The organism is Ruegeria sp. ABM4_193, assembly GCF_056158705.1.
Genome location: NZ_JBSWTT010000001.1, coordinates 2,429,168 through 2,447,019 on the forward strand (window position 1 = coordinate 2,429,168; position 17,852 = coordinate 2,447,019).

The window sequence follows — 17,852 nt, forward strand, 5'->3', positions numbered from 1 at the left end:
AAATCCTCCCCTATCTCAACCCAGCCACTCGTCCTGGGCGGCGTCCATTAGCTCGTCCAGAACCTCGGCCATGTAGGCGACTGTCTTGCGGGCCAGTTCCCGCCCTGCCGCCGTGTCGCTGGGATAGTGCAGCCCTGCCCATTCGCGGTTTTCAGCAATGCGCTGTGCCCGATGGAAAAGGGCAATCGTACCAGGATGTTCGGGCAGGATACGCGAAAACATCTCGGCAATTGCGAAGGACTGGAAGGAATGGTTTGAAGGGTAAGCGGCGTGGTATGGCACCGCAATGTAAGGCCGGATCAACGGCTGAATAATGTTCGGGCGCGGTCGGCTGAACCGGTTCTTATAGGTCAGCCCGACCTCATTGGTCAGCTCCAAAAGGATAACCATGAGCGCTCGTGTAGCACCAAAACCACCGTCGTCTTCGATGCCAAGGGGCGACAGGTAGTCATCGATCCCGAAACTGGCCTGCGCAACGATTTCTTCACGGCGCAACGCTTGGTCAGCGTTTTTCAATGCGCCTTGCAGTTTGAGCAGATAGCGCGTCTCTTCAAGACTATCATCCGGCCCAGGAGGCGGAAGCAGATCAATGTTCTCCCAGATCTTGCCTTTGAGCTGATCTGCCAACGGAACGCCGATCTGGCATATATCGCGGATCTCACGCCACCCGAAAGCGGCCTCGCTGCCCTCAAAGGCAAAATCGCTACGGTTCCGATTTCGGTTTCGGTTGCGATTTCTGTTCCGGTTTCTGTTCCGGTTCCGATTTCTGTTCCGGTTTCGGTTGAGCGCAAAGGCCGAGCTTTGGCTGAGCGATAGTGCGGCGACCCCAAAAGCGGATCTGTTCAGAAGTTCGTCCTGAACTGCATCCATAACCTCACCGACTTCGAACAAGCGCAGAACTTCATTGTCGCTAAAGTACTTTCTAATTTCTTCAAGGTGATCAGAGGTGATCAATGTCGGATTGATCTCGCTCAGCGCCTCAATAATGATCAGAGCGTTTTTTCTTTGTGTTGCAAACAACGCGGCTTCAACTGCTGCACGCGGATCCCTCTGACCTTGGCCCAAGCTTGCGAGTTTTAACGCCTTGCAGGAAATCAACTCACCACGTCGCGCAAGCATGCCAAACGCGTTTAGCGTGTCTTTGTAGTCCATACTGTCCCCCTTCCGAAACTCTTAAACTTGTTGTGGCAACCCGATCCGTGACAGGCCGCTTTCCATCAGATGCGCGCTGAACCGGGTCGGCACCGGGAAGCGATCCTGCTGAATGCAGGCCAGTGACATGTCGGGCTCCAGGTTGATCAGCCGCTTCAAAGCCTGCTCCCCCATCTGGCGGTTGCCCGCATGTCCGTAAGCCGCCGCCAGATAGCGCATGACGGTTTTGAACTGCGGCTGAACTTCCATCACGGATTCACCAAATTCGATGGACTTCTCAAAATCGCCATTGACCAGCGATGCAACGCAGGCTGCACCGTCGAACAGATGCCGATACGGGCTGTGACGCCCAACCAATCTGGCCTGCTGCGCAGCTTCCCGCGCCATCGCGGGCCGGTCAGTATAGCAGTAGAGCATGGCAGCCGAATCCCAGCTCATGGCGCGATACGGGCTAAGCTCCAGTGCACGGTCCACCAGATCTTGCGCGACCGAAAACTCGCGGAACACGTAGGAATGCACATGGGCAACTAGACCCAGAACAGTGCCATTATTCGGGTCAGCCTCGACAGCGCGGCGGGCCAGGTCGCGCGCCTGCGCCTCAAGCGTGGCGTCCCAAGTGCCATATCGCTCGCCGACCTTGAACGTGGTCACATAGGCTAGCCAGGCCAGATAGACCGGCTTGGGGTCAAGCTCGTACGCGGCCAGGATGTCGGCTTCCAACTCGTCCAACCCCGGCCCGCTCATCGTCAAAAGATGATGCACAGCCGCGACCGCCGTCTTGGCGGCATGATGCGCAGCCGGATCACGCATATGACGCCCGTTGAGCAGAGCGGTAAGCAATGCATCAGTGGCATAGCTGATAAAGGACGTCAGGCCAGAACAGTTTTGTCCCAGAAAGTCACCCTGATCAGCCACGACGTTCTGGCTCCAGATCACTTTCCGGTCTTCAGACCTCATGGCAGTGGCGGACACTTGCAGCATGTCACCGCAACTCGCAGCCCGGCATTGCAAGAAAAGATCAGGCCCCGTCGTCAAAGGATCGGTCGGGAGCGGAATCTGTGACACCCGGTAATCCTGCACTTCAAGCGCTTCGATCTCGATCAGCGATTTTGACAATTGTTCTGCAACGATGTTGGAGACAAAAGTGGCCGTCTCGGACCCTGCCCCAACATCCGGAGACAACAGACCAACAACAAAATTCGGACGGGGGTGTGCAATCGAAGACGGCAGTGAAACACGGGCAGGCTGGCTTGTTGGTACAGGCATGGGGCCTGCTGCTGATGCCTGTTCAAGCGCACCCTCTATCGTCGCCCTCGACACCGTGAACAGTTCAAGCGAAGCGCCGATATTCTTAAGCTTGGGACGGCCGACAGAGTTAAAGAGAAAGTCGTTTCGCCCGCGCAATGCATTGCGCACAACGCTTGAAACCAGAACTTCGCCGGGCGAACCCACACTTTCGATCCGGGCCGCCGTGTTGACCGCGTCACCAATAATCTGCTGATCGACTTCAAACGTGTCACCCAGATGCACGCCGATGCGATACCCTTTGGCATACCGCTCGGGGCTTTGGGTCAGCACCTCCTGCACCCCCAATGCAGTTTCCACCGCAGCACGCGCGCTTGGGAACACGGCGCACAGGCCGTCACCCGTCAGGCCCGTCACGCAGCCGCGAAAGCTTTGGACCAGTTCACTGGCGCAATTCAGGTCGCGGCGGATGGTGGCAAGAGTTTCAATTTCAGCTTCGCGTACTTCAACTGAATAGTCGCAAGCATCCAAAAACAGAATGGCCCTGAGCTGTGCCTTAGGCAATTCGGTTGGCCTGTATAGATTCAGGTTTAATCCCATGATCGTATTTTAATCCCATGATCGTATCTCTGACTTCTTTAACTAATTGGGATGCACCGCCCCAAGAATGATCAGGCTGCATCCGATGCATGCGTGGCGCTGATCCGAAGGTTGTGCTCGTTTCGGCGCCGTCTTTTTTTTCGCAGGACCGACCCTTGGTCTGGATGGGCTTCAAAAGGCTGTTGTCGGCCTGACAGAGAATTTCGGTTTCTAAAATGTGTTAAGTTCAATCCAATGCACCTTATTGTATGTGTTTTATGAACTCTCGTCGACTTAATTTTGCCTTACACCCTCAAACCGGACTTTTTCTGACGGCTCTGAGGGGGGTGGCAGACTAGTCGAGATCGGCCAGAAAAGACGAATCTTTCCCGCAAAAGGCGTTTAATTGCCGCTCAGACACTGATGGACAGTATTGAGAACGAGCCTCAGAAACCTCAACGCTACTAATGCCTTGCACAACCAACTCCCGTCACAACCGAACAGGAAAACCCAATTGTTGTGTAGTGTTATGCTACCTTCCTGATGCAAACAAAAGGGACAGAAAACGTTCCAAACAAGCGCCTTATCGCTTCGGTAGAACTTACCAGTGTCTCAGCTATAACGAATGTAAAGTTTACCGCCCGCAATTTATTTCGAAGTGACCCAGATGCTCTCGCGGACCCGTTCCCAAGTTGCACAGCGAAGTAGGAACATTTTTGCCTGTTCAACAGCTCGAAAAGCGGCGCGCGTGGTTCTCTGAGAAACGTTTATCCTGCAACGAATTTTAATATCACCAACGGTTGGCAGGGCTTTCTCTCTTGTCATTGCACGGAATCCGCGCCAATGGCGGTGCATGAGGTTCGACACAATCATATTGGGGGCCGGAGCCGCAGGCATGATGTGCGCAGCCCACTGTGGCGGGCGCGTTTTGGTGATTGATCACGCTAAAGCACCGGGCGAAAAGATCCGTATCTCGGGCGGTGGGCGCTGTAATTTCACCAATATGTACGCAAGCCCGAGCAACTTCCTGTCGCAAAACCCGCATTTCTGCAAATCTGCGTTGGCACGTTATTCGCAGTGGGATTTTGTCGATCTGGTTGGGCGTCACAATATCGCCTGGCACGAGAAAACGCTGGGTCAGCTGTTTTGTGATGGGTCATCGAAACAGATTATACAGATGCTGCTGGACGAGATGCGCGATGTAGGAGCAGAGCTGTGGGTGCAAACGTCCCTGCGCGATCTGCGCAAGACCGAAAGCGGGTTTGCATTGGAGGTCGAACGTGACGGGCAACGGCAGCACCTGACCTGCGCGAATTTAGTGCTGGCCACCGGCGGCAAGTCGATCCCGAAAATGGGCGCGACCGGGCTTGCCTATGACATTGCCGGGCAATTCGACTTGCGCGTGACCGACACGCGCGCGGCGCTGGTCCCGTTCACCTTCTCGGATGGTCGGTTCAAGGATTTGTCCGGTGTTTCCTTGCCAGCGCGATTGTCAAACGACCGCACCAGCTTTGACGAAGCGTTGCTGTTCACGCATCGCGGCCTCAGCGGGCCGTCAGTGTTGCAGCTGTCATCCTACTGGTCCGAGGGTGAAGCGATCCGGGTAAATCTGATCCCTGATCTGCCGTTGTTCGATCTGTTGCGGACACAGCGTCAGAGCGGGGGTCGAAAGGCTTTGACGACAGAACTGGTGCGCCATCTGCCCGCCCGGTTGGTGGACTATCTGAGCAAGGTCATTCCTATGTCCGGGAACCTTGCGGATCAGTCAGATGCGAAACTGGCAGATCTGACCGCAGCCCTATCCGCCTGGCAATTGGTACCATCGGGAACCGAAGGGTATCGCACGGCCGAAGTCACGCTGGGTGGGATCGATACCGAAGATTTCTCTTCTAAAACCATGGAGGCCAAGGATGTCCCTGGCCTCTACGCGATTGGCGAAGCGGTGGATGTCACCGGCTGGTTGGGTGGCTACAACTTCCAATGGGCATGGTCGTCAGGCCATGCCGCTGGTGTTGCCATCGCCGCCAAGCATTAACCGACGACGTTATACCCGCGCCCGCGCATACAGTTGCGCACGATCACTTCCTGATTCTGAGTGTTGTTGATCGCGCTTGCACCAGCACCGATCAACGCACCGGCTGCTGCTGCACGGCCTAGATCACTGGCACTGTTGTCGATGATTGCAGTGGTTGCCGCAGCACCGGCCGCGCCGATGGCAGCGGCGCCCGCAGTGTTGCTGTCGAGCGTCGGCTGAGATCGTGCCAGCGCCTGACAATTGGCCAGATCGGACTGATAATTGGGCCCTACCGCCCCGTCGATGATCGGGACATAGTTCGCCCCGCTATTGGCGCAGGCTCCGGCCAGTGCAACGACAGGAAGGGCGAAGAAAATTTTGCGTGCAGACATATCCGCTACCTCTTTGTGAACTGAAGGTGACGCAACCTTACTTCCCACAAAGTGTCAATCTGATTGGGAAAAGTCCAGATCAACCGGCAGAGCGTCGCCTTACGTCAGTCGTTTGCGCACTTGCTCGGTAAAGTCATCGCCGCGTTGCTCGAAATTGTCATATTGATCGAAACTGGCTGCCGCCGGTGCCAGCAACACCGTGTCGCCCTCTTCTGCGTCCTCGATAGCTTGCGCCACTGCTGCCTCCATCGTGGTGCAAACCTGGGCGTCCGCTTCCAGCTGCATCGCAAAACCCGCCGCTTCGCGACCGATTACATAAGCTTTGCGCACCTGATCCGATGCCGTGTTCAGAGCTGCGACACCGCCCTCTTTCTCAAGCCCACCGCAAATCCAACGGATGTTTTTGAACGCGCTCAGCGCCTTCAACGCGCTGTCGACATTGGTCGCCTTCGAATCGTTGACGTAAGTAACCCCACCCGCTTCGGCAATGATCTGGCTGCGGTGCGGCAGGCCCGGATAAGAGTGCAGCGCATCCTCGATCACACGCGGCGCAAGACCCAACGACCGGCAGGCGGCGTAAGCAGCGCAGGCGTTTTGGTGGTTATGGGCACCGGGCAGACCTTTGATCGCGCGCAGGTCGATGGAACCTGCCTGACGCCCCTTGCGGTATTCCGACAAGAAACCTTTGCGTGCAAACACTTGCCACCCCGGACCTGTCAGTTTGCGCGCAACCGAGATGCGGATCACCCGGTCATCCGTTGGCCCTTCGGACAATTGCCCAGCCAGAAATGCGCCTTCGATCTCGTCAATTCCAATGATCGCGCGGTCTGGCCCGCCTTCAGCAAAGAGACGCCGCTTGGCAGCAAAATAGCCGCCCATGCCGCCGTGTCGGTCCAGATGATCGGGTGAGAGGTTGGTGAATACAGCCACGTCGGGAGTCAACGCACGAGCAAGTTCCGTCTGATAGCTGCTGAGTTCCAAAACCACCACCGAACCATCGCCGCCCGGATCAATATCCAGAACCCCGCGTCCGATATTGCCCGCCAATTGCGCCTCGCGCCCGGCTTCGGTCAGGATGTGGTGGATCAACGCCGCCGTGGTGGATTTCCCGTTCGAGCCCGTCACTGCAATCACGCGCGGCGGCGTGTCGTAGTTGTTCCATTCCGACCCCGCGAAGGAACGGAAGAACAGGCCGATGTCGTTGTCCACCGGCACGCCAGCGTCCAAAGCCGCGGAAACGACTGGGTTCGGTTCAGGATAAAGATGCGGAATGCCCGGTGAGACGATCAGCGACGCAACGCCATCAAACGCGCCGTGTTTACGCAGATCGGCGCAGGTGAACCCCTCGCCTTCGGCAGTTTCACGAGCTACCGGGTTATCGTCCCAGCACACAGGCTCAGCCTTGCCAGCACGCAAAGCGCGTGCTGTCGCCAAGCCCGATCGGCCCAGCCCCAGAACTGCAACTTTTTGCCCTGAAAAGCCTTTGACCGGGATCATGCCTTACTTCCTTCGTCTAGCTGTGCCTCAAGCCAATCCGCCCGTTCTTCGACAGGTCGCTTTGGAACAAGGGTGGTCTTGAAACCAAGTTTGGGCAAGCGGTCGCACAAACCCTCATATTCCGCAAGAGCGTCAACAAGATCGTGCTGACGCTGACTGTCTTTCACATAGATTTCAGGCCAGGGCGGAAACAGAAAAATCTGACGGTCATAGTCAAGCCGGACGATCTGGTCTCGCACGGCATTGTCCAGATCAGTGTCAGTACGCTCATACCAGATCAATGCATCCAATGCGGACCGGTCGAATAGAACCAAACCATCCGGGGCTTGGGTCATGTCGTTGAAGGCCGTCTCGATGACTTTCCGACAAAACGCTTCGGGATCTGCCCAGGGCAAGGCGGTTCCCCCGACCTGCTGTTCCGCGATTACGACTCGGCGGCCGGGTTCCGTGACAGTCTCATAGCCGCGCCGCGCCATTTCTTGCAGGAGTGTGGATTTACCGCCTCCTGAACAGCCGGACAGCACAATGCGACGGTTGCTCACCTTACCTTCAGCGTTGCCAGTCCGATCATCGCCAGAATCAGCGAGATGATCCAGAAACGGATGACGATGGTCGGTTCAGCCCAGCCTTTTTTCTCATAATGGTGGTGAATCGGGGCCATCAGGAAGACCCTCTTGCCGGTGCGTTTGAAGTAGAGGACCTGAATGATCACGCTTAGTGCCTCGACCACGAACAAGCCGCCGACCACAGCCAGAACAAGCTCGTGCTTGGTGGCGACGGCAATTGCACCCAGTGCACCACCCAGAGCCAATGAACCGGTGTCACCCATGAAGACCGCCGCGGGTGGCGCGTTGTACCACAAAAAGCCCAAACCGCCGCCGAACAAAGCAGCCGTAAAGATCAGGATTTCACCGGTTCCGGGCACATAGTGCACGTCCAGATACTCGGTAAAGTCCACACGTCCGACCGCATAGGCGATGATCCCAAGGGTTGTTGCGGCAATCATTGCGGGCATGATCGCCAGTCCGTCCAGACCGTCGGTCAGGTTCACCGCATTGGCGGCCCCCACGATTACGACCACCGCAAACGGAATATAGAACAGGCCTAGATTGACCAGAGTGTCTTTAAACACGGGCACCGCCAGTTGGTTCTGCAACGCCTCGGGATGGTGCAAAGATGCCCAGAGCGAGGCCAGAACCGCAATGATGACGCCCAACGCCAGACGCATCTTGCTTGAGACGCCTTTCGTATTTTGCTTGGAGACTTTGGCATAGTCATCCGCAAACCCGATGGCGGCATAGGCCAAAGTCACAAACAACACCATCCAGACATAGGGATTGTCCCAGCGTGCCCAGATCAGGGTCGATGTCACAAGCGCACCAACAATCAGCAACCCGCCCATAGTCGGTGTGCCCGCTTTGGAAAAATGGCCTTCGGGGCCGTCATCGCGGATCGGTTGGCCCTTGCCTTGCTTTCTGCGCAGCACATTGATCAAGGGCTTGCCGAACAGGAAACCAAAGATCAGCGCCGTCAAAAAGGCACCGCCCGCGCGGAAGGTGATGTAGCGGAAGAGGTTCCAGAAGTCCCCGCCATCCGACAGGGCGGTCAACCAATACAGCATGACAATACCTTTCTCACACACGGCGTCTGGGTGCGATCACCCATCAAGCGCGCTCCCTTGCCCCATTTTGCGCAGACCGTCAACAATCGTCGCCAATGCCATGCTGAGTGACCCTTTGGCCAGCACCGTGTCACCATCATTGATCAATGCAGGCAAATGCTCGGCCATCTCGGCGCTGGTTTCGAACCAGAGCCCGCGCTTGTCATCGGGTAGCGCCTTGTGCATGGCCTGCATCAAGGGGCCGATGCAATGCACCTGATTTACTTTCCCCATGGCTGCAACATTCGCCATTTCGGCGTGCATCGCCACTTCCTGCGAGCCCAGTTCCTTCATGTCACCCAAAAACGCGATGCGGCGGGTACCTTGCGACGCAGCCAGCACGTCCAGCGCGGCCTCCATCGAGGTTGGGTTGGCGTTGTAGCTATCGTCCAGCAGTTCGATTTGGCCACCACCGGACAGCGGCAAGCTTTCGCGCACACCGCGCCCCTTGACCGGCGACCACGCTCGCAGTCCCGCGACCGCCTGATCCAGATCGACACCCAGTTCCACGCAGGCCGCCAGAGCCCCAAGCGCGTTCATGGCAAAATGGGTGCCGGCTGAGTTGACGTCAAAGCGGATGGGATAATCGCCGATCACGGCTTGGGCGTTCACGGCGTTGGCCGCTTGCTGTACGTCGGTCAATCGGTAATCCGAGGCCTTGCGGCCGAAATCAACAATTCCCGTCCCGTGGCCCAGCGCGGTTTGGCGCAGAATGTCTGCGTGCTTGATGTCTGCATTTACAATCGCGGCCCCGCCTGGCTCCAACCCTTCAAAGATCGCCGCTTTTTCATGGGCGATGCCTGCGACTGATTCAAAGGCTTCCAAGTGCACCGCAGCCACGGTTGTGACCAGCGCCACATGTGGGCGCGCCTGTTTGGCCAGCGGGGCAATCTCACCCGGGTGATTCATACCGATCTCAATAACGGCGAATTCCGTGTCGCGCGGCATCCGCGCCAAGGTCAGCGGGACGCCCCAATGGTTGTTGTAACTGGCCACGCTGGCATGGGTCTTGCCTTGGGTTTCGAGGATCGTCGCCAGCATTTCCTTGGTCGAGGTCTTGCCGACGCTGCCTGTTACGCCCACCACGCGCGCATCCGTTCGCGCCCGTGCGGCCTGACCCAAGGCTTCAAGTCCAGCCTGAACGTCTTCGACGATTAGCAAAGGTGCGCCGTCCGGCACATCATCGGGTATGCGCGACACCAGTGCAGCGCCCGCCCCCTTTTCCAACGCCTGCGCCACAAAGTCATGTCCGTCCCGCGCAGCTTTCAACGCGACGAACAAGTCTCCGTGCTGAAGGGTGCGGGTGTCAATCGATACTCCATTTGCAACCCAATCACGCGTCGCCTGACCGCCTGTGGCCTCAGCGGCTTCGGATGCTGTCCAGAGTGTCATGCTACCCTCCCGTCAAGCGCGGCCACAGAAATACTGGCCTGTTCAACGTCATCAAAGGGCAGAACCTGATCCCCGACGATCTGGCCGGTTTCGTGCCCCTTACCAGCAATCAGCAGCGCATCGCCCGGTTGCAGCGCGTCGATGCCACGCAGGATGGCTTCGGCACGGTCGCCGACTTCGGTCACACTGGCCTGACCTGCGGCCTCAAGCGCACCTTCCATGACGGCAGCGCGGATAGTGGCCGGGTCTTCGCTGCGTGGGTTATCGTCGGTGACAAACACCACATCAGCATGGTTCGCCGCCGCCTTGCCCATCAGAGGGCGTTTCGTGGCGTCGCGATCCCCACCTGCCCCAACGATGGCGATCAGACGCCCCATGACATGCGGGCGCAGCGCCTTGAGGGCCGTGGCCACCGCGTCGGGCGTATGCGCGTAATCCACAAAAACCGTTGCACCGTTGTCGCGCGTTGCGGCCAGTTGCATCCGTCCCCGTACCGTTGTCAGATGCGGCAGAGTTTCAAAGACCTGCTCGGGGCTGTCGCCAGCGGCGATGACCAACCCACAGGCCAACAGGATATTTTCGGCCTGAAATCCACCAATCAGGTTTAAACGAGTCTGGTAGGTTCGGCCTTGCCACGAAAAGCGCAGGTCCTGTCCTGTGGCGTCAAACCGCTGATTGATCAAGCACAAGTCAGCATCGCCAAGACCAACGGTCAACACCGATTGGCCCCGGGATTTTGCGATCCGCTGGACCTGCGCCCCCTTAGGGTCACTCAGATTGATCACCGCTGTACCGTCTTGCGGCAACACACGGTCGAACAACCCAGCCTTGGCGGCAAAATACGCCTCGAAGGTTTCGTGATAGTCCAGATGGTCTTGTGTGAAGTTGGAAAACCCTGCGGCAGTCAGGTGCACGCCATCCAGGCGACGTTGCTCCAGGCCGTGGGACGACGCTTCCATCGCGGCATGGGTCACACCATTTTCAGCCGCCTCTGCCAGACAGCAATGCAGGGTGATTGGTTCAGGGGTGGTGTGCGCCAACGGTGCGGTCCATGCGCCCTCAACCCCGGTGGTTCCAAGATTGACAGCAGCGTGATCCAATTCAGACCAAATCTGGCGCACAAAGGTGGCGACAGATGTTTTTCCATTGGTTCCCGTGACGGCGACGATAGTTTTTGGTTGTGCTCCAAACCACAACGCAGCCGCCCCGGCCAGCGCCTGACGCGGGTCTTCAACCACAATCAGTGCCACGTCTGATGCAGAAAGCTCGACCTCGGCGATCTGAGCCCCTTCGGCATCAGTCAGGATCGCGGATGCCCCCATGCGCAGGGCAAACTGAATGAACTCTCCGCCATGCACCCTCGTACCGGGAAGGGCCGCAAACAGAAAGCCGTCTTTCACCTCACGGCTGTCAACAGCCAGACCTGTGATGTCAGGGTTTGCGCCCCCGCGTGCGGTCAGGGCCAGTTGGTTGAGTTTCTTTGTCTTTGTGCCCATGACCCACCTCTTACCGGACAGCCTAGTTTGAGGTCAGCGTTATAGCAGCGCCCGCCTCAGGCTCAAGCCGAGGACGCAGGCCCAGCAAGGGTGCGACGCGACCAATAAGTTCGGCGGCGACCGGCACAGCCGTCCAGCCCGCAGTGCGGCGCTTTTCGCCATATGCCAGGATCGAAGGTTCGTCCAATGTGACGATCAGAACGTATTTCGGATCATAGGCCGGAAAGATCGTCGCGAAGGTCGCAATAACCTTGTCATCGTAGTACCCGCCGCGCGGCTTTGGTTTATCCGCTGTGCCCGTTTTACCAGCCACGTCATAGCCTTTGACCTCGGCAAAGCTGGCGGTGCCATCTGTCACCACTTTGCGCAGCATATTCTGAGCCTGACGCGCCGTGCTGTCCGACATGACCCGAGGGCCGTATTGCGGACCATTTTTTCTTAGAATAGTCGGGCTGACATAATGCCCGCCATTTGCAATGGCCGCGTACCCGGCCGCCAGATGCATCGGGCTTGTTGACAGACCATGACCGTAGGAAATGGTCACAGTGCTCAGTTCACCCCATTTCTTGGGCTTGAGCGGTACGCCACCTTTGGCTTCAACAATTTCAAACGGCGTTGGATCGAACATGCCCAACGTGTTCAGGAAATCCTGCTGCCGCTGCGCACCGATCTGCAACGCCAGCCGGCCCGTACCCCTGTTCGAGCTGTGTACGATCACATCAGCAACGCTGATCTTGCCGTAATTCTTGCCGTTGAACTCTCCGATCGGAAAACGACCGATCTTCATCGGACCTGACGTGTCAATGATCGTATTTGAATTCACTAGCCCCAGTTGGACGGCCTGCGCTGCAGTAAAAATCTTGAAGACCGAGCCCAGTTCGTACACGCCTTGCACATAGCGGTTGAAGAGCGGGCTGTCCGATGGATCAAACCCCGAGGTCGGCGGGCGCGGACGGTCATTTGGATCAAACGACGGCAGAGACGCGGCTGATACAACCTCACCTGTGTGCACGTTCATCAAGACCGCCGAGGCTCCCTTGGCATTCATGATCTTCATGCCGCCATAGAGCACCTGTTCCACAGCCGCCTGAATGGTCAGGTCCAGCGACAATTGCAGCGGCTTGTTGCCGTTGGCCGGGTCGCGCAGATAGTCGTCGAACTGTTTCTCGACACCTGCAACACCGATAACTTCCGCAGCGCTGACACCTTCGCGACCAAAGCCGGACCCGCCCAGAATATGCGCGGCAAGCTTGCCGTTGGGATAAAGGCGCATTTCGCGTGGTCCAAACAGAATGCCGGGATCCCCGATGTCGTGTACGGCCTGTTTCTGTTCGGGTGAGATTCGTTTCTTGATCCACAGGAACTTACGCTTGCCCGTGAAGTCCTTGACCAGACGCTCTTTGTCCAGATCCGGGAAGATTGCCACCAACTGATCTGCTGCGGCGATCGGGTCGATCATCAGGGGCGGTTGCGCGTAGACCGAATAAGTGTCCAGATTGGTCGCCAGGATGCGCCCTTCGCGGTCAACGATATTGGCACGCTGCATGGCAATGGCCGCACCCGGCGCGCTTGCCACTGGCTCCTGCGCTTCGGATGTGGCCAGCATACCCATGCGGACCCCGACAACCGAGAAGGCGCAAAAGAAGAACAGCCCCAGCACCAACAGACGCCCTTCTGCACGGGCGCGGGCGCGGTCTTTCATATCCTCGTGGCGTTTACGGATGTTTTCCCGTTCAATCGCCTTTGGGTTTTCACCTCGGGCGCGGGCATCAAGAATTCGGGCCAGAGGGCGAAGCGGCGTGCGTGTCATGGAATCTGCACCTCGCCCAACGCCTGAATGTCGGTGATGGCCTGCAACTCAATCGGATCAACGATGGGCAGATCGGGGTCCTCGGCATAGGCAATCTGATCGGCACGCCCAAACTGTTCTGCCCGCAGCGGCAACAGACCCAGACGCTCAAAATTCAAATCTGCCAATTCGCGCAGTCGGTCAGGACGATTCAGGTAAGCCCATTCCGCGTTCAGAACTGCCAGCCGAACCTGTGCCATGCCAATCTCGCGCTGGAGTTTCTGCGTTTCCTTCACCACCTGCTGGGTGCGGTAGTTTTCCTGATAGGCCCACAGCGCCAACCCAAAAACGGACAAAGCGGTCAACACATACAAAATACTCTTCATTTTGCCCTTCCCCCCAGTTGCGGCATCCCTATGGCACGGGCCTCAATTTCCCCTGCCGGTGCCTCAGTTCGGATTGCCACGCGCAATTTGGCCGAGCGCGCGCGCGGGTTTTCCTGCAATTCCAGCTCATCCGGGCCTACGGCCTTACGGGTCTTCAGCGTGAATTGCGGCTGATCCTGTTCGATTTCAGGCGCGTATCGGTTTGCACGCCCTGTCTTGCCCGCGCGGGACTGGAAGAACCGCTTGACCATTCGATCCTCGATGGAATGGAAAGTCACGACAGCCAGTTGCCCGCCAGGTTTCAACGCGCGTTCCGCAGCCATCAAACCCTGAAACAGCTCTTCATATTCCGCGTTTACCGCGATCCGCAGACCCTGAAAGCTGCGCGTCGCGGGGTGCGATTGGCCCGGTTTCGGACGCGGCAAGCAGGACTCTATGATCTCGGCCAGGCGCAAGGTTGTCGTGATCGGTTCTTCAGCCCGTGCCTTGACAATTGCTTTGGCAATCCGACGGCTGGCACGTTCTTCGCCATAGTGGAACAGAATATCCGCCAATTGAGCCTCGGCCGCTTCATTCACCAGATCGGCGGCGCTTTCGCCTTCCTGACTTATGCGCATGTCCAAAGGGCCGTCCTTCATGAAGGAAAAACCGCGCTCGGCCTGATCCAGCTGCATCGAAGACACTCCAAGATCCAGAACAACGCCGTCCAGATCCTGTGCGTATTCGTCCATCCGTGAGAACACACCGGGCTGCATCACCAACCGGTCGCCGTACTCTCCTGCCCAATCAGCGGCCATATCAAAGGCCAGCGGATCACGGTCGACGCCAATCACCTTGTCTGCCCCTGCCTCCAGCAACCCGCGCGTATATCCGCCTGCCCCAAAGGTGCCGTCCAACCAAACACCCGACACCGGAGACACTGCGGCCAACAGAGGGCGCAGCAGAACAGGGATATGGGGTTTATCGGAGGGAGGGACAGCGCCGGACATGCCGTCACGCGTCCCCGACGCCATCGAGATAGACCATCGGGTCGAAATCGTCGGGCAGATCGTCCATCCACTCTTCGGCCTTGGCCAGCTCCTCGACCTCATAGGTCTCGGGCTTCCAGATCTGGAAAGTGTCACCGGCGGCGATAAAGAAGGCCTCATTTTCAAGGTCGATCTTGTTGCGCAGCTTGGCGGGCAAGACCAGACGACCGGTCTCATCGACATTGGTCGGGAAAGACTGACCGTGGAACATGCGTTGCAGCATCTTGCGTTCCATCGAGCCACGCGGCAACGCGTCAATCTTGGCGTCGACCTCGTCAATCGCCTGCATGGTATAGCACTCAAGGTATTTGCGGCGGTGGTCGCCATAGACAATCACAAGCTCAGGATTGCCACCGGGCTGCCAGTTGGGATCGGATGCTTCAAGCACACGGCGAAACGAGGCCGGGATCGAGACCCTGCCCTTCGTGTCCACCTTATGGTGGCTTTCACCTCTAAACCTGCGCGCCAAGACGACTGTCCCTTTCGCTTGCGCCCCACCTCAAATTCACGTTCCCCCCGGAAGAAAAACGGCGGGTTGATCTGCTGCCACTGATCAACCCGCCGCATTGACCCGCTTTGCGGGATGTCCAGCTGCACGCGCCACCTGGGGGGATGTCTGCTCGCCCGCGCGCCGGATCTCTTGGTTGATGAAAGCGAGATGCCTGTATGAAACCTGATTTGTATTTTTGGTTCGGGGTCGTTTGGCGCCCCTGCTGCCTCGTCCTCATCGGATGTATAAGGGATGCCATGGGAATTCATGGAAATCAACAGGAATTTTTCCATCCGTGACACCTGAGGCACGCGATGTATATACTAAAATACGAGGGTTTTGGCATCAATGCACCACAAATAGTGAAGCTAAATCAAACGCAGACTATATATAGAGAAAATCACTGGGGAAAAATTTCCCGCGTTTTCCCGAAAAAAATTGCATCTTTTCGTTCAGGCTGGATTTTTTGACACGCGTGAAGCAGCCAAACGCAAGAATTGACCATAAAAAGACAACAAAGATTCCGGCATTTCCCTGCCCGCACCAGGATCGCCCACGAATTCCCATAGGTCGTCACTTGGCACTATAAACGCCCTACTTCGTGCTGCCGCCAACCCGAGCGGTTAGAATCGGCAAGACGACTTTGGGCCCTCCAAACAGTCATTTTTTGACATACTGCGCACATCCAGAATCCGTCCTCTGCAATTCAAGTCGCACAAATTCCCGCCGAATGCGCTCAATTCCAAGGCAGTTCACATCGATGCGTTTTTCGGGTCGATCAAGTTGCCCTTGGGTAAAACCTATATTTTAAAGGCGCATATGGTTGCCGGGAAAAAAGCGAACCAATCTATGCGTTTGCTGCATAGCAGCATTGATGACGTGACCCATTGTGCAATCGCAGCATTTGCCTATCTTCAGTCTCAAGCACGGACCGACTGATATCGGTAACGCAAGATAGACGGATGATGAAAATGGCAGTCGCAAGCACACAAACAGCACCCAAGAGCGCACCGGCGTTCGGACTAAACACACTGGTAGAAAACGCCAAGACACGCTTTGCACGCTATCGCATGTACCGCCAGACTGTGAACGAACTTTCCGGCCTGTCGAACCGCGAGCTGGCTGATCTGGGCCTGCACCGTTCGATGATCCGCCGGGTCGCCATGCAGGCGGCAGAAGACCACACCGCGCGCTGAGCGCACCAAATATACAGAGATCAGGCCCTTCCTCCTCCCTTTAGGGTCTGTAATCAGCGGCAACGTCTCTCCTCCTCCCTGACGTTGCCGCACCCTATACCGGCCTCAAGATGCCGGAACCTGATACATCGAGGCTCTCCTCCTCCCTGCCTTGATGTTGAAAGCGCGCGGCGACGTCGTCCTCCTCCCTGACGTCGCCGCGTCTTCCCCATACCGGGCTCAAACCCGGGTTCGCATACATCGGGGCTCTCCTCCTCCCTGCTCTGATGTTGACAAGACGGCGGTTCCCCTTCCTCCTCCCTGGGAACCGCCGTTTTTTGTTGGCAAAACTGACTGCCCCTCGTAGGCTTGGCTTATTTTAGTCAACTGTTTGCTTTGTCTCTTATGAAGAACGCTCTTTCAAAAACCTGGTCGGTAGTCCTGTGGGCCGAACTGTTGTGTTATGTCGCGGGATGGGCATATTACCTTTATTTCATCACAAATCCTGAAGGGTTCATTTCATTCGAACTCAGCCAAGATCCCATGGCCTGGAGCGGGTTTGGCTTGCTATTGATCGGTCTGGCCATCACGAGGTTGGTTCAGTCCAGGTTTGACGAACGTGTGCTCGCCGCAATTCGAAGCGGTGCGATCGAACTAGATTGGTCCGACCAAAGAGTGTCGGCATGGACGCGGGAAATTGCGGGACGGATCTTTATTTTTGTGTTCGCCACTTTGGCGCCGCTCTACCTTTTCGGATTAAGTCAGGTTGACTCAGACGCTCTTGGGGCGATTCATCTAAAGATTGGCGGACTGATGGGCATATTTATGGTCTCTGCCCGTTTTTCCTATGGGATAGCCACCGGTGTCTGCGCAGTTATACTCGTTCGACAATCCAAGAACTTTGTTCTTACACCAAACCATCCGGACAAAGCTGCAGGGTTTGGCAACTTGGGGTACTATTATTTCGAACAGGCGCTGACCCTCTTGTTGCCGGCAGTGTTCATGCTGTTCTGGATCATCGCAATTCAGGTCGATATCGGCAAATACCAACGAACAGATTTCGCCAACGAAATCATCGCTTTTATGGAAGGATCGCCGGAAAACAAGCAAACCACCCAGTTTTCAGAGGCGACCAAAACATATGTGGTTTGTTCATCTGAAGATATGGACCTTTACGAATGCCCGCGAGACAACCTGCGTTTTCTCTGGCTAGAGCAGTTCGTTTCCTTAATTCTTTACAATCTTTTGATCTTTACGCTTTCCTGGATGATCCCGATGGTCATCCTTGGCTACAAAATGCGTGCCTACCGTAAAGAACACATAGATCCAGAAACCAAGAACCTTGAAAAGTCGCTCAGAATAGCCCGCGCTCAAGCATTCAAAAGCGACCCTCCAGCAAATCAAAGTCTGCTTCTTTTGGGAACGTGGAACGAAGTAGAACAACTGAGTGCATTCAGAAATTGCCCGGCCTTTCCGATCCCGCTGGGAACAGCTGTAACCGCTTTGCTCTCCAACGTTTCGGCAGTGTTAGGCATTGTGGGCGCGTCAGTCTTCTGA

At 56.8% G+C, this 17,852-nt stretch carries 15 protein-coding genes; 3 read left to right on the plus strand and 12 right to left on the minus strand.

Going from position 1 to position 17,852, the window contains the following annotated elements:
• Positions 1–15: 15 nt before the first annotated feature.
• Both ACXADZ_RS12120 and ACXADZ_RS12125 read right to left on the minus strand, forming a co-directional pair.
• Complete coding sequence (locus tag ACXADZ_RS12120; RefSeq protein ID WP_475196656.1) at positions 16–1,152, minus strand: phosphatase PAP2 family protein; 1,137 nt, start codon at positions 1,150–1,152, stop codon at positions 16–18.
• A 21-nt stretch (positions 1,153–1,173) separates the two neighbouring features.
• Positions 1,174–2,997: an adenylate/guanylate cyclase domain-containing protein gene (locus ACXADZ_RS12125; protein ID WP_475196658.1), complete on the minus strand. Its 1,824-nt coding sequence runs from the start codon at positions 2,995–2,997 to the stop codon at positions 1,174–1,176.
• Between the two features lie 832 nt (positions 2,998–3,829).
• Here ACXADZ_RS12125 and ACXADZ_RS12130 point away from each other — a divergent pair.
• Positions 3,830–5,011, plus strand: a complete 1,182-nt coding sequence (locus ACXADZ_RS12130; protein ID WP_475196661.1) for a BaiN/RdsA family NAD(P)/FAD-dependent oxidoreductase — start codon at positions 3,830–3,832, stop codon at positions 5,009–5,011.
• On the opposite strand, the gene ACXADZ_RS12135 is transcribed toward ACXADZ_RS12130, so the two are convergent.
• The 10 genes from ACXADZ_RS12135 to mraZ all read right to left on the minus strand — a co-directional run bounded on the left by ACXADZ_RS12135 (position 5,008) and on the right by mraZ (position 15,099).
• Positions 5,008–5,382: a glycine zipper family protein gene (locus tag ACXADZ_RS12135; RefSeq protein WP_171092324.1), complete on the minus strand. Its 375-nt coding sequence runs from the start codon at positions 5,380–5,382 to the stop codon at positions 5,008–5,010. The genes ACXADZ_RS12130 and ACXADZ_RS12135 overlap by 4 nt on opposite strands.
• 99 nt (positions 5,383–5,481) lie before the next feature.
• Positions 5,482–6,879: a UDP-N-acetylmuramoyl-L-alanine--D-glutamate ligase gene (gene murD, locus ACXADZ_RS12140; RefSeq protein ID WP_475196663.1), complete on the minus strand. Its 1,398-nt coding sequence runs from the start codon at positions 6,877–6,879 to the stop codon at positions 5,482–5,484.
• Entirely contained in the window at positions 6,876–7,421 is a 546-nt protein-coding gene (locus tag ACXADZ_RS12145) for an AAA family ATPase (RefSeq protein ID WP_475196664.1), read from the minus strand. The genes murD and ACXADZ_RS12145 overlap by 4 nt, the downstream gene beginning before the upstream one ends.
• The gene (gene mraY / locus ACXADZ_RS12150; RefSeq protein WP_171092330.1) at positions 7,418–8,500 is read right to left on the minus strand and encodes a phospho-N-acetylmuramoyl-pentapeptide-transferase; all 1,083 of its coding nucleotides are present in this window, start codon (positions 8,498–8,500) and stop codon (positions 7,418–7,420) included. Before mraY ends, ACXADZ_RS12145 begins: the two co-directional genes overlap by 4 nt.
• Before the next feature lie 36 nt (positions 8,501–8,536).
• Complete coding sequence (locus ACXADZ_RS12155) at positions 8,537–9,931, minus strand: UDP-N-acetylmuramoyl-tripeptide--D-alanyl-D-alanine ligase (RefSeq protein WP_475196668.1); 1,395 nt, start codon at positions 9,929–9,931, stop codon at positions 8,537–8,539.
• The gene (locus ACXADZ_RS12160; RefSeq protein WP_475196670.1) at positions 9,928–11,427 is read right to left on the minus strand and encodes a UDP-N-acetylmuramoyl-L-alanyl-D-glutamate--2,6-diaminopimelate ligase; all 1,500 of its coding nucleotides are present in this window, start codon (positions 11,425–11,427) and stop codon (positions 9,928–9,930) included. Before ACXADZ_RS12160 ends, ACXADZ_RS12155 begins: the two co-directional genes overlap by 4 nt.
• Before the next feature lie 22 nt (positions 11,428–11,449).
• The gene (locus tag ACXADZ_RS12165) at positions 11,450–13,237 is read right to left on the minus strand and encodes a peptidoglycan D,D-transpeptidase FtsI family protein (RefSeq protein WP_475196673.1); all 1,788 of its coding nucleotides are present in this window, start codon (positions 13,235–13,237) and stop codon (positions 11,450–11,452) included.
• Positions 13,234–13,602, minus strand: a complete 369-nt coding sequence (ftsL, locus tag ACXADZ_RS12170) for a cell division protein FtsL (protein WP_171092339.1) — start codon at positions 13,600–13,602, stop codon at positions 13,234–13,236. Before ftsL ends, ACXADZ_RS12165 begins: the two co-directional genes overlap by 4 nt.
• Positions 13,599–14,591, minus strand: a complete 993-nt coding sequence (gene rsmH / locus ACXADZ_RS12175) for a 16S rRNA (cytosine(1402)-N(4))-methyltransferase RsmH (RefSeq protein WP_475196674.1) — start codon at positions 14,589–14,591, stop codon at positions 13,599–13,601. The genes ftsL and rsmH overlap by 4 nt, the downstream gene beginning before the upstream one ends.
• A gap of 4 nt (positions 14,592–14,595) precedes the next feature.
• Positions 14,596–15,099 carry a division/cell wall cluster transcriptional repressor MraZ gene (gene mraZ, locus ACXADZ_RS12180; RefSeq protein WP_475196678.1) on the minus strand — a complete coding sequence of 168 codons (504 nt, stop codon included), beginning with the start codon at positions 15,097–15,099 and terminating at the stop codon, positions 14,596–14,598.
• 992 nt (positions 15,100–16,091) lie between these two features.
• Here mraZ and ACXADZ_RS12185 point away from each other — a divergent pair.
• Together ACXADZ_RS12185 and ACXADZ_RS12190 are read left to right on the plus strand one after the other, a co-directional pair.
• On the plus strand, positions 16,092–16,316 hold the full coding sequence (locus tag ACXADZ_RS12185; protein ID WP_171092343.1) for a DUF1127 domain-containing protein: 225 nt from the start codon (positions 16,092–16,094) through the stop codon (positions 16,314–16,316).
• A 384-nt stretch (positions 16,317–16,700) separates the two neighbouring features.
• Positions 16,701–17,852, plus strand: a complete 1,152-nt coding sequence (locus tag ACXADZ_RS12190; RefSeq protein WP_475196681.1) for a hypothetical protein — start codon at positions 16,701–16,703, stop codon at positions 17,850–17,852.

Coding starts and splice junctions, on each gene's coding strand:
- mraY (WP_171092330.1), bottom strand. CDS start 8,500: ATGCTGTATTGGTTGACCGCCCTGTCGGATGGCGGGGACTTCTGGAAC.
- ACXADZ_RS12165 (WP_475196673.1), bottom strand. CDS start 13,237: ATGACACGCACGCCGCTTCGCCCTCTGGCCCGAATTCTTGATGCCCGC.
- ACXADZ_RS12160 (WP_475196670.1), bottom strand. CDS start 11,427: ATGGGCACAAAGACAAAGAAACTCAACCAACTGGCCCTGACCGCACGC.
- rsmH (WP_475196674.1), bottom strand. CDS start 14,591: ATGTCCGGCGCTGTCCCTCCCTCCGATAAACCCCATATCCCTGTTCTG.
- ACXADZ_RS12155 (WP_475196668.1), bottom strand. CDS start 9,931: ATGACACTCTGGACAGCATCCGAAGCCGCTGAGGCCACAGGCGGTCAG.
- ACXADZ_RS12125 (WP_475196658.1), bottom strand. CDS start 2,997: ATGGGATTAAACCTGAATCTATACAGGCCAACCGAATTGCCTAAGGCA.
- ACXADZ_RS12190 (WP_475196681.1), top strand. CDS start 16,701: ATGAAGAACGCTCTTTCAAAAACCTGGTCGGTAGTCCTGTGGGCCGAA.
- ftsL (WP_171092339.1), bottom strand. CDS start 13,602: ATGAAGAGTATTTTGTATGTGTTGACCGCTTTGTCCGTTTTTGGGTTG.
- murD (WP_475196663.1), bottom strand. CDS start 6,879: ATGATCCCGGTCAAAGGCTTTTCAGGGCAAAAAGTTGCAGTTCTGGGG.
- ACXADZ_RS12135 (WP_171092324.1), bottom strand. CDS start 5,382: ATGTCTGCACGCAAAATTTTCTTCGCCCTTCCTGTCGTTGCACTGGCC.
- ACXADZ_RS12130 (WP_475196661.1), top strand. CDS start 3,830: ATGAGGTTCGACACAATCATATTGGGGGCCGGAGCCGCAGGCATGATG.
- ACXADZ_RS12120 (WP_475196656.1), bottom strand. CDS start 1,152: ATGGACTACAAAGACACGCTAAACGCGTTTGGCATGCTTGCGCGACGT.
- ACXADZ_RS12185 (WP_171092343.1), top strand. CDS start 16,092: ATGGCAGTCGCAAGCACACAAACAGCACCCAAGAGCGCACCGGCGTTC.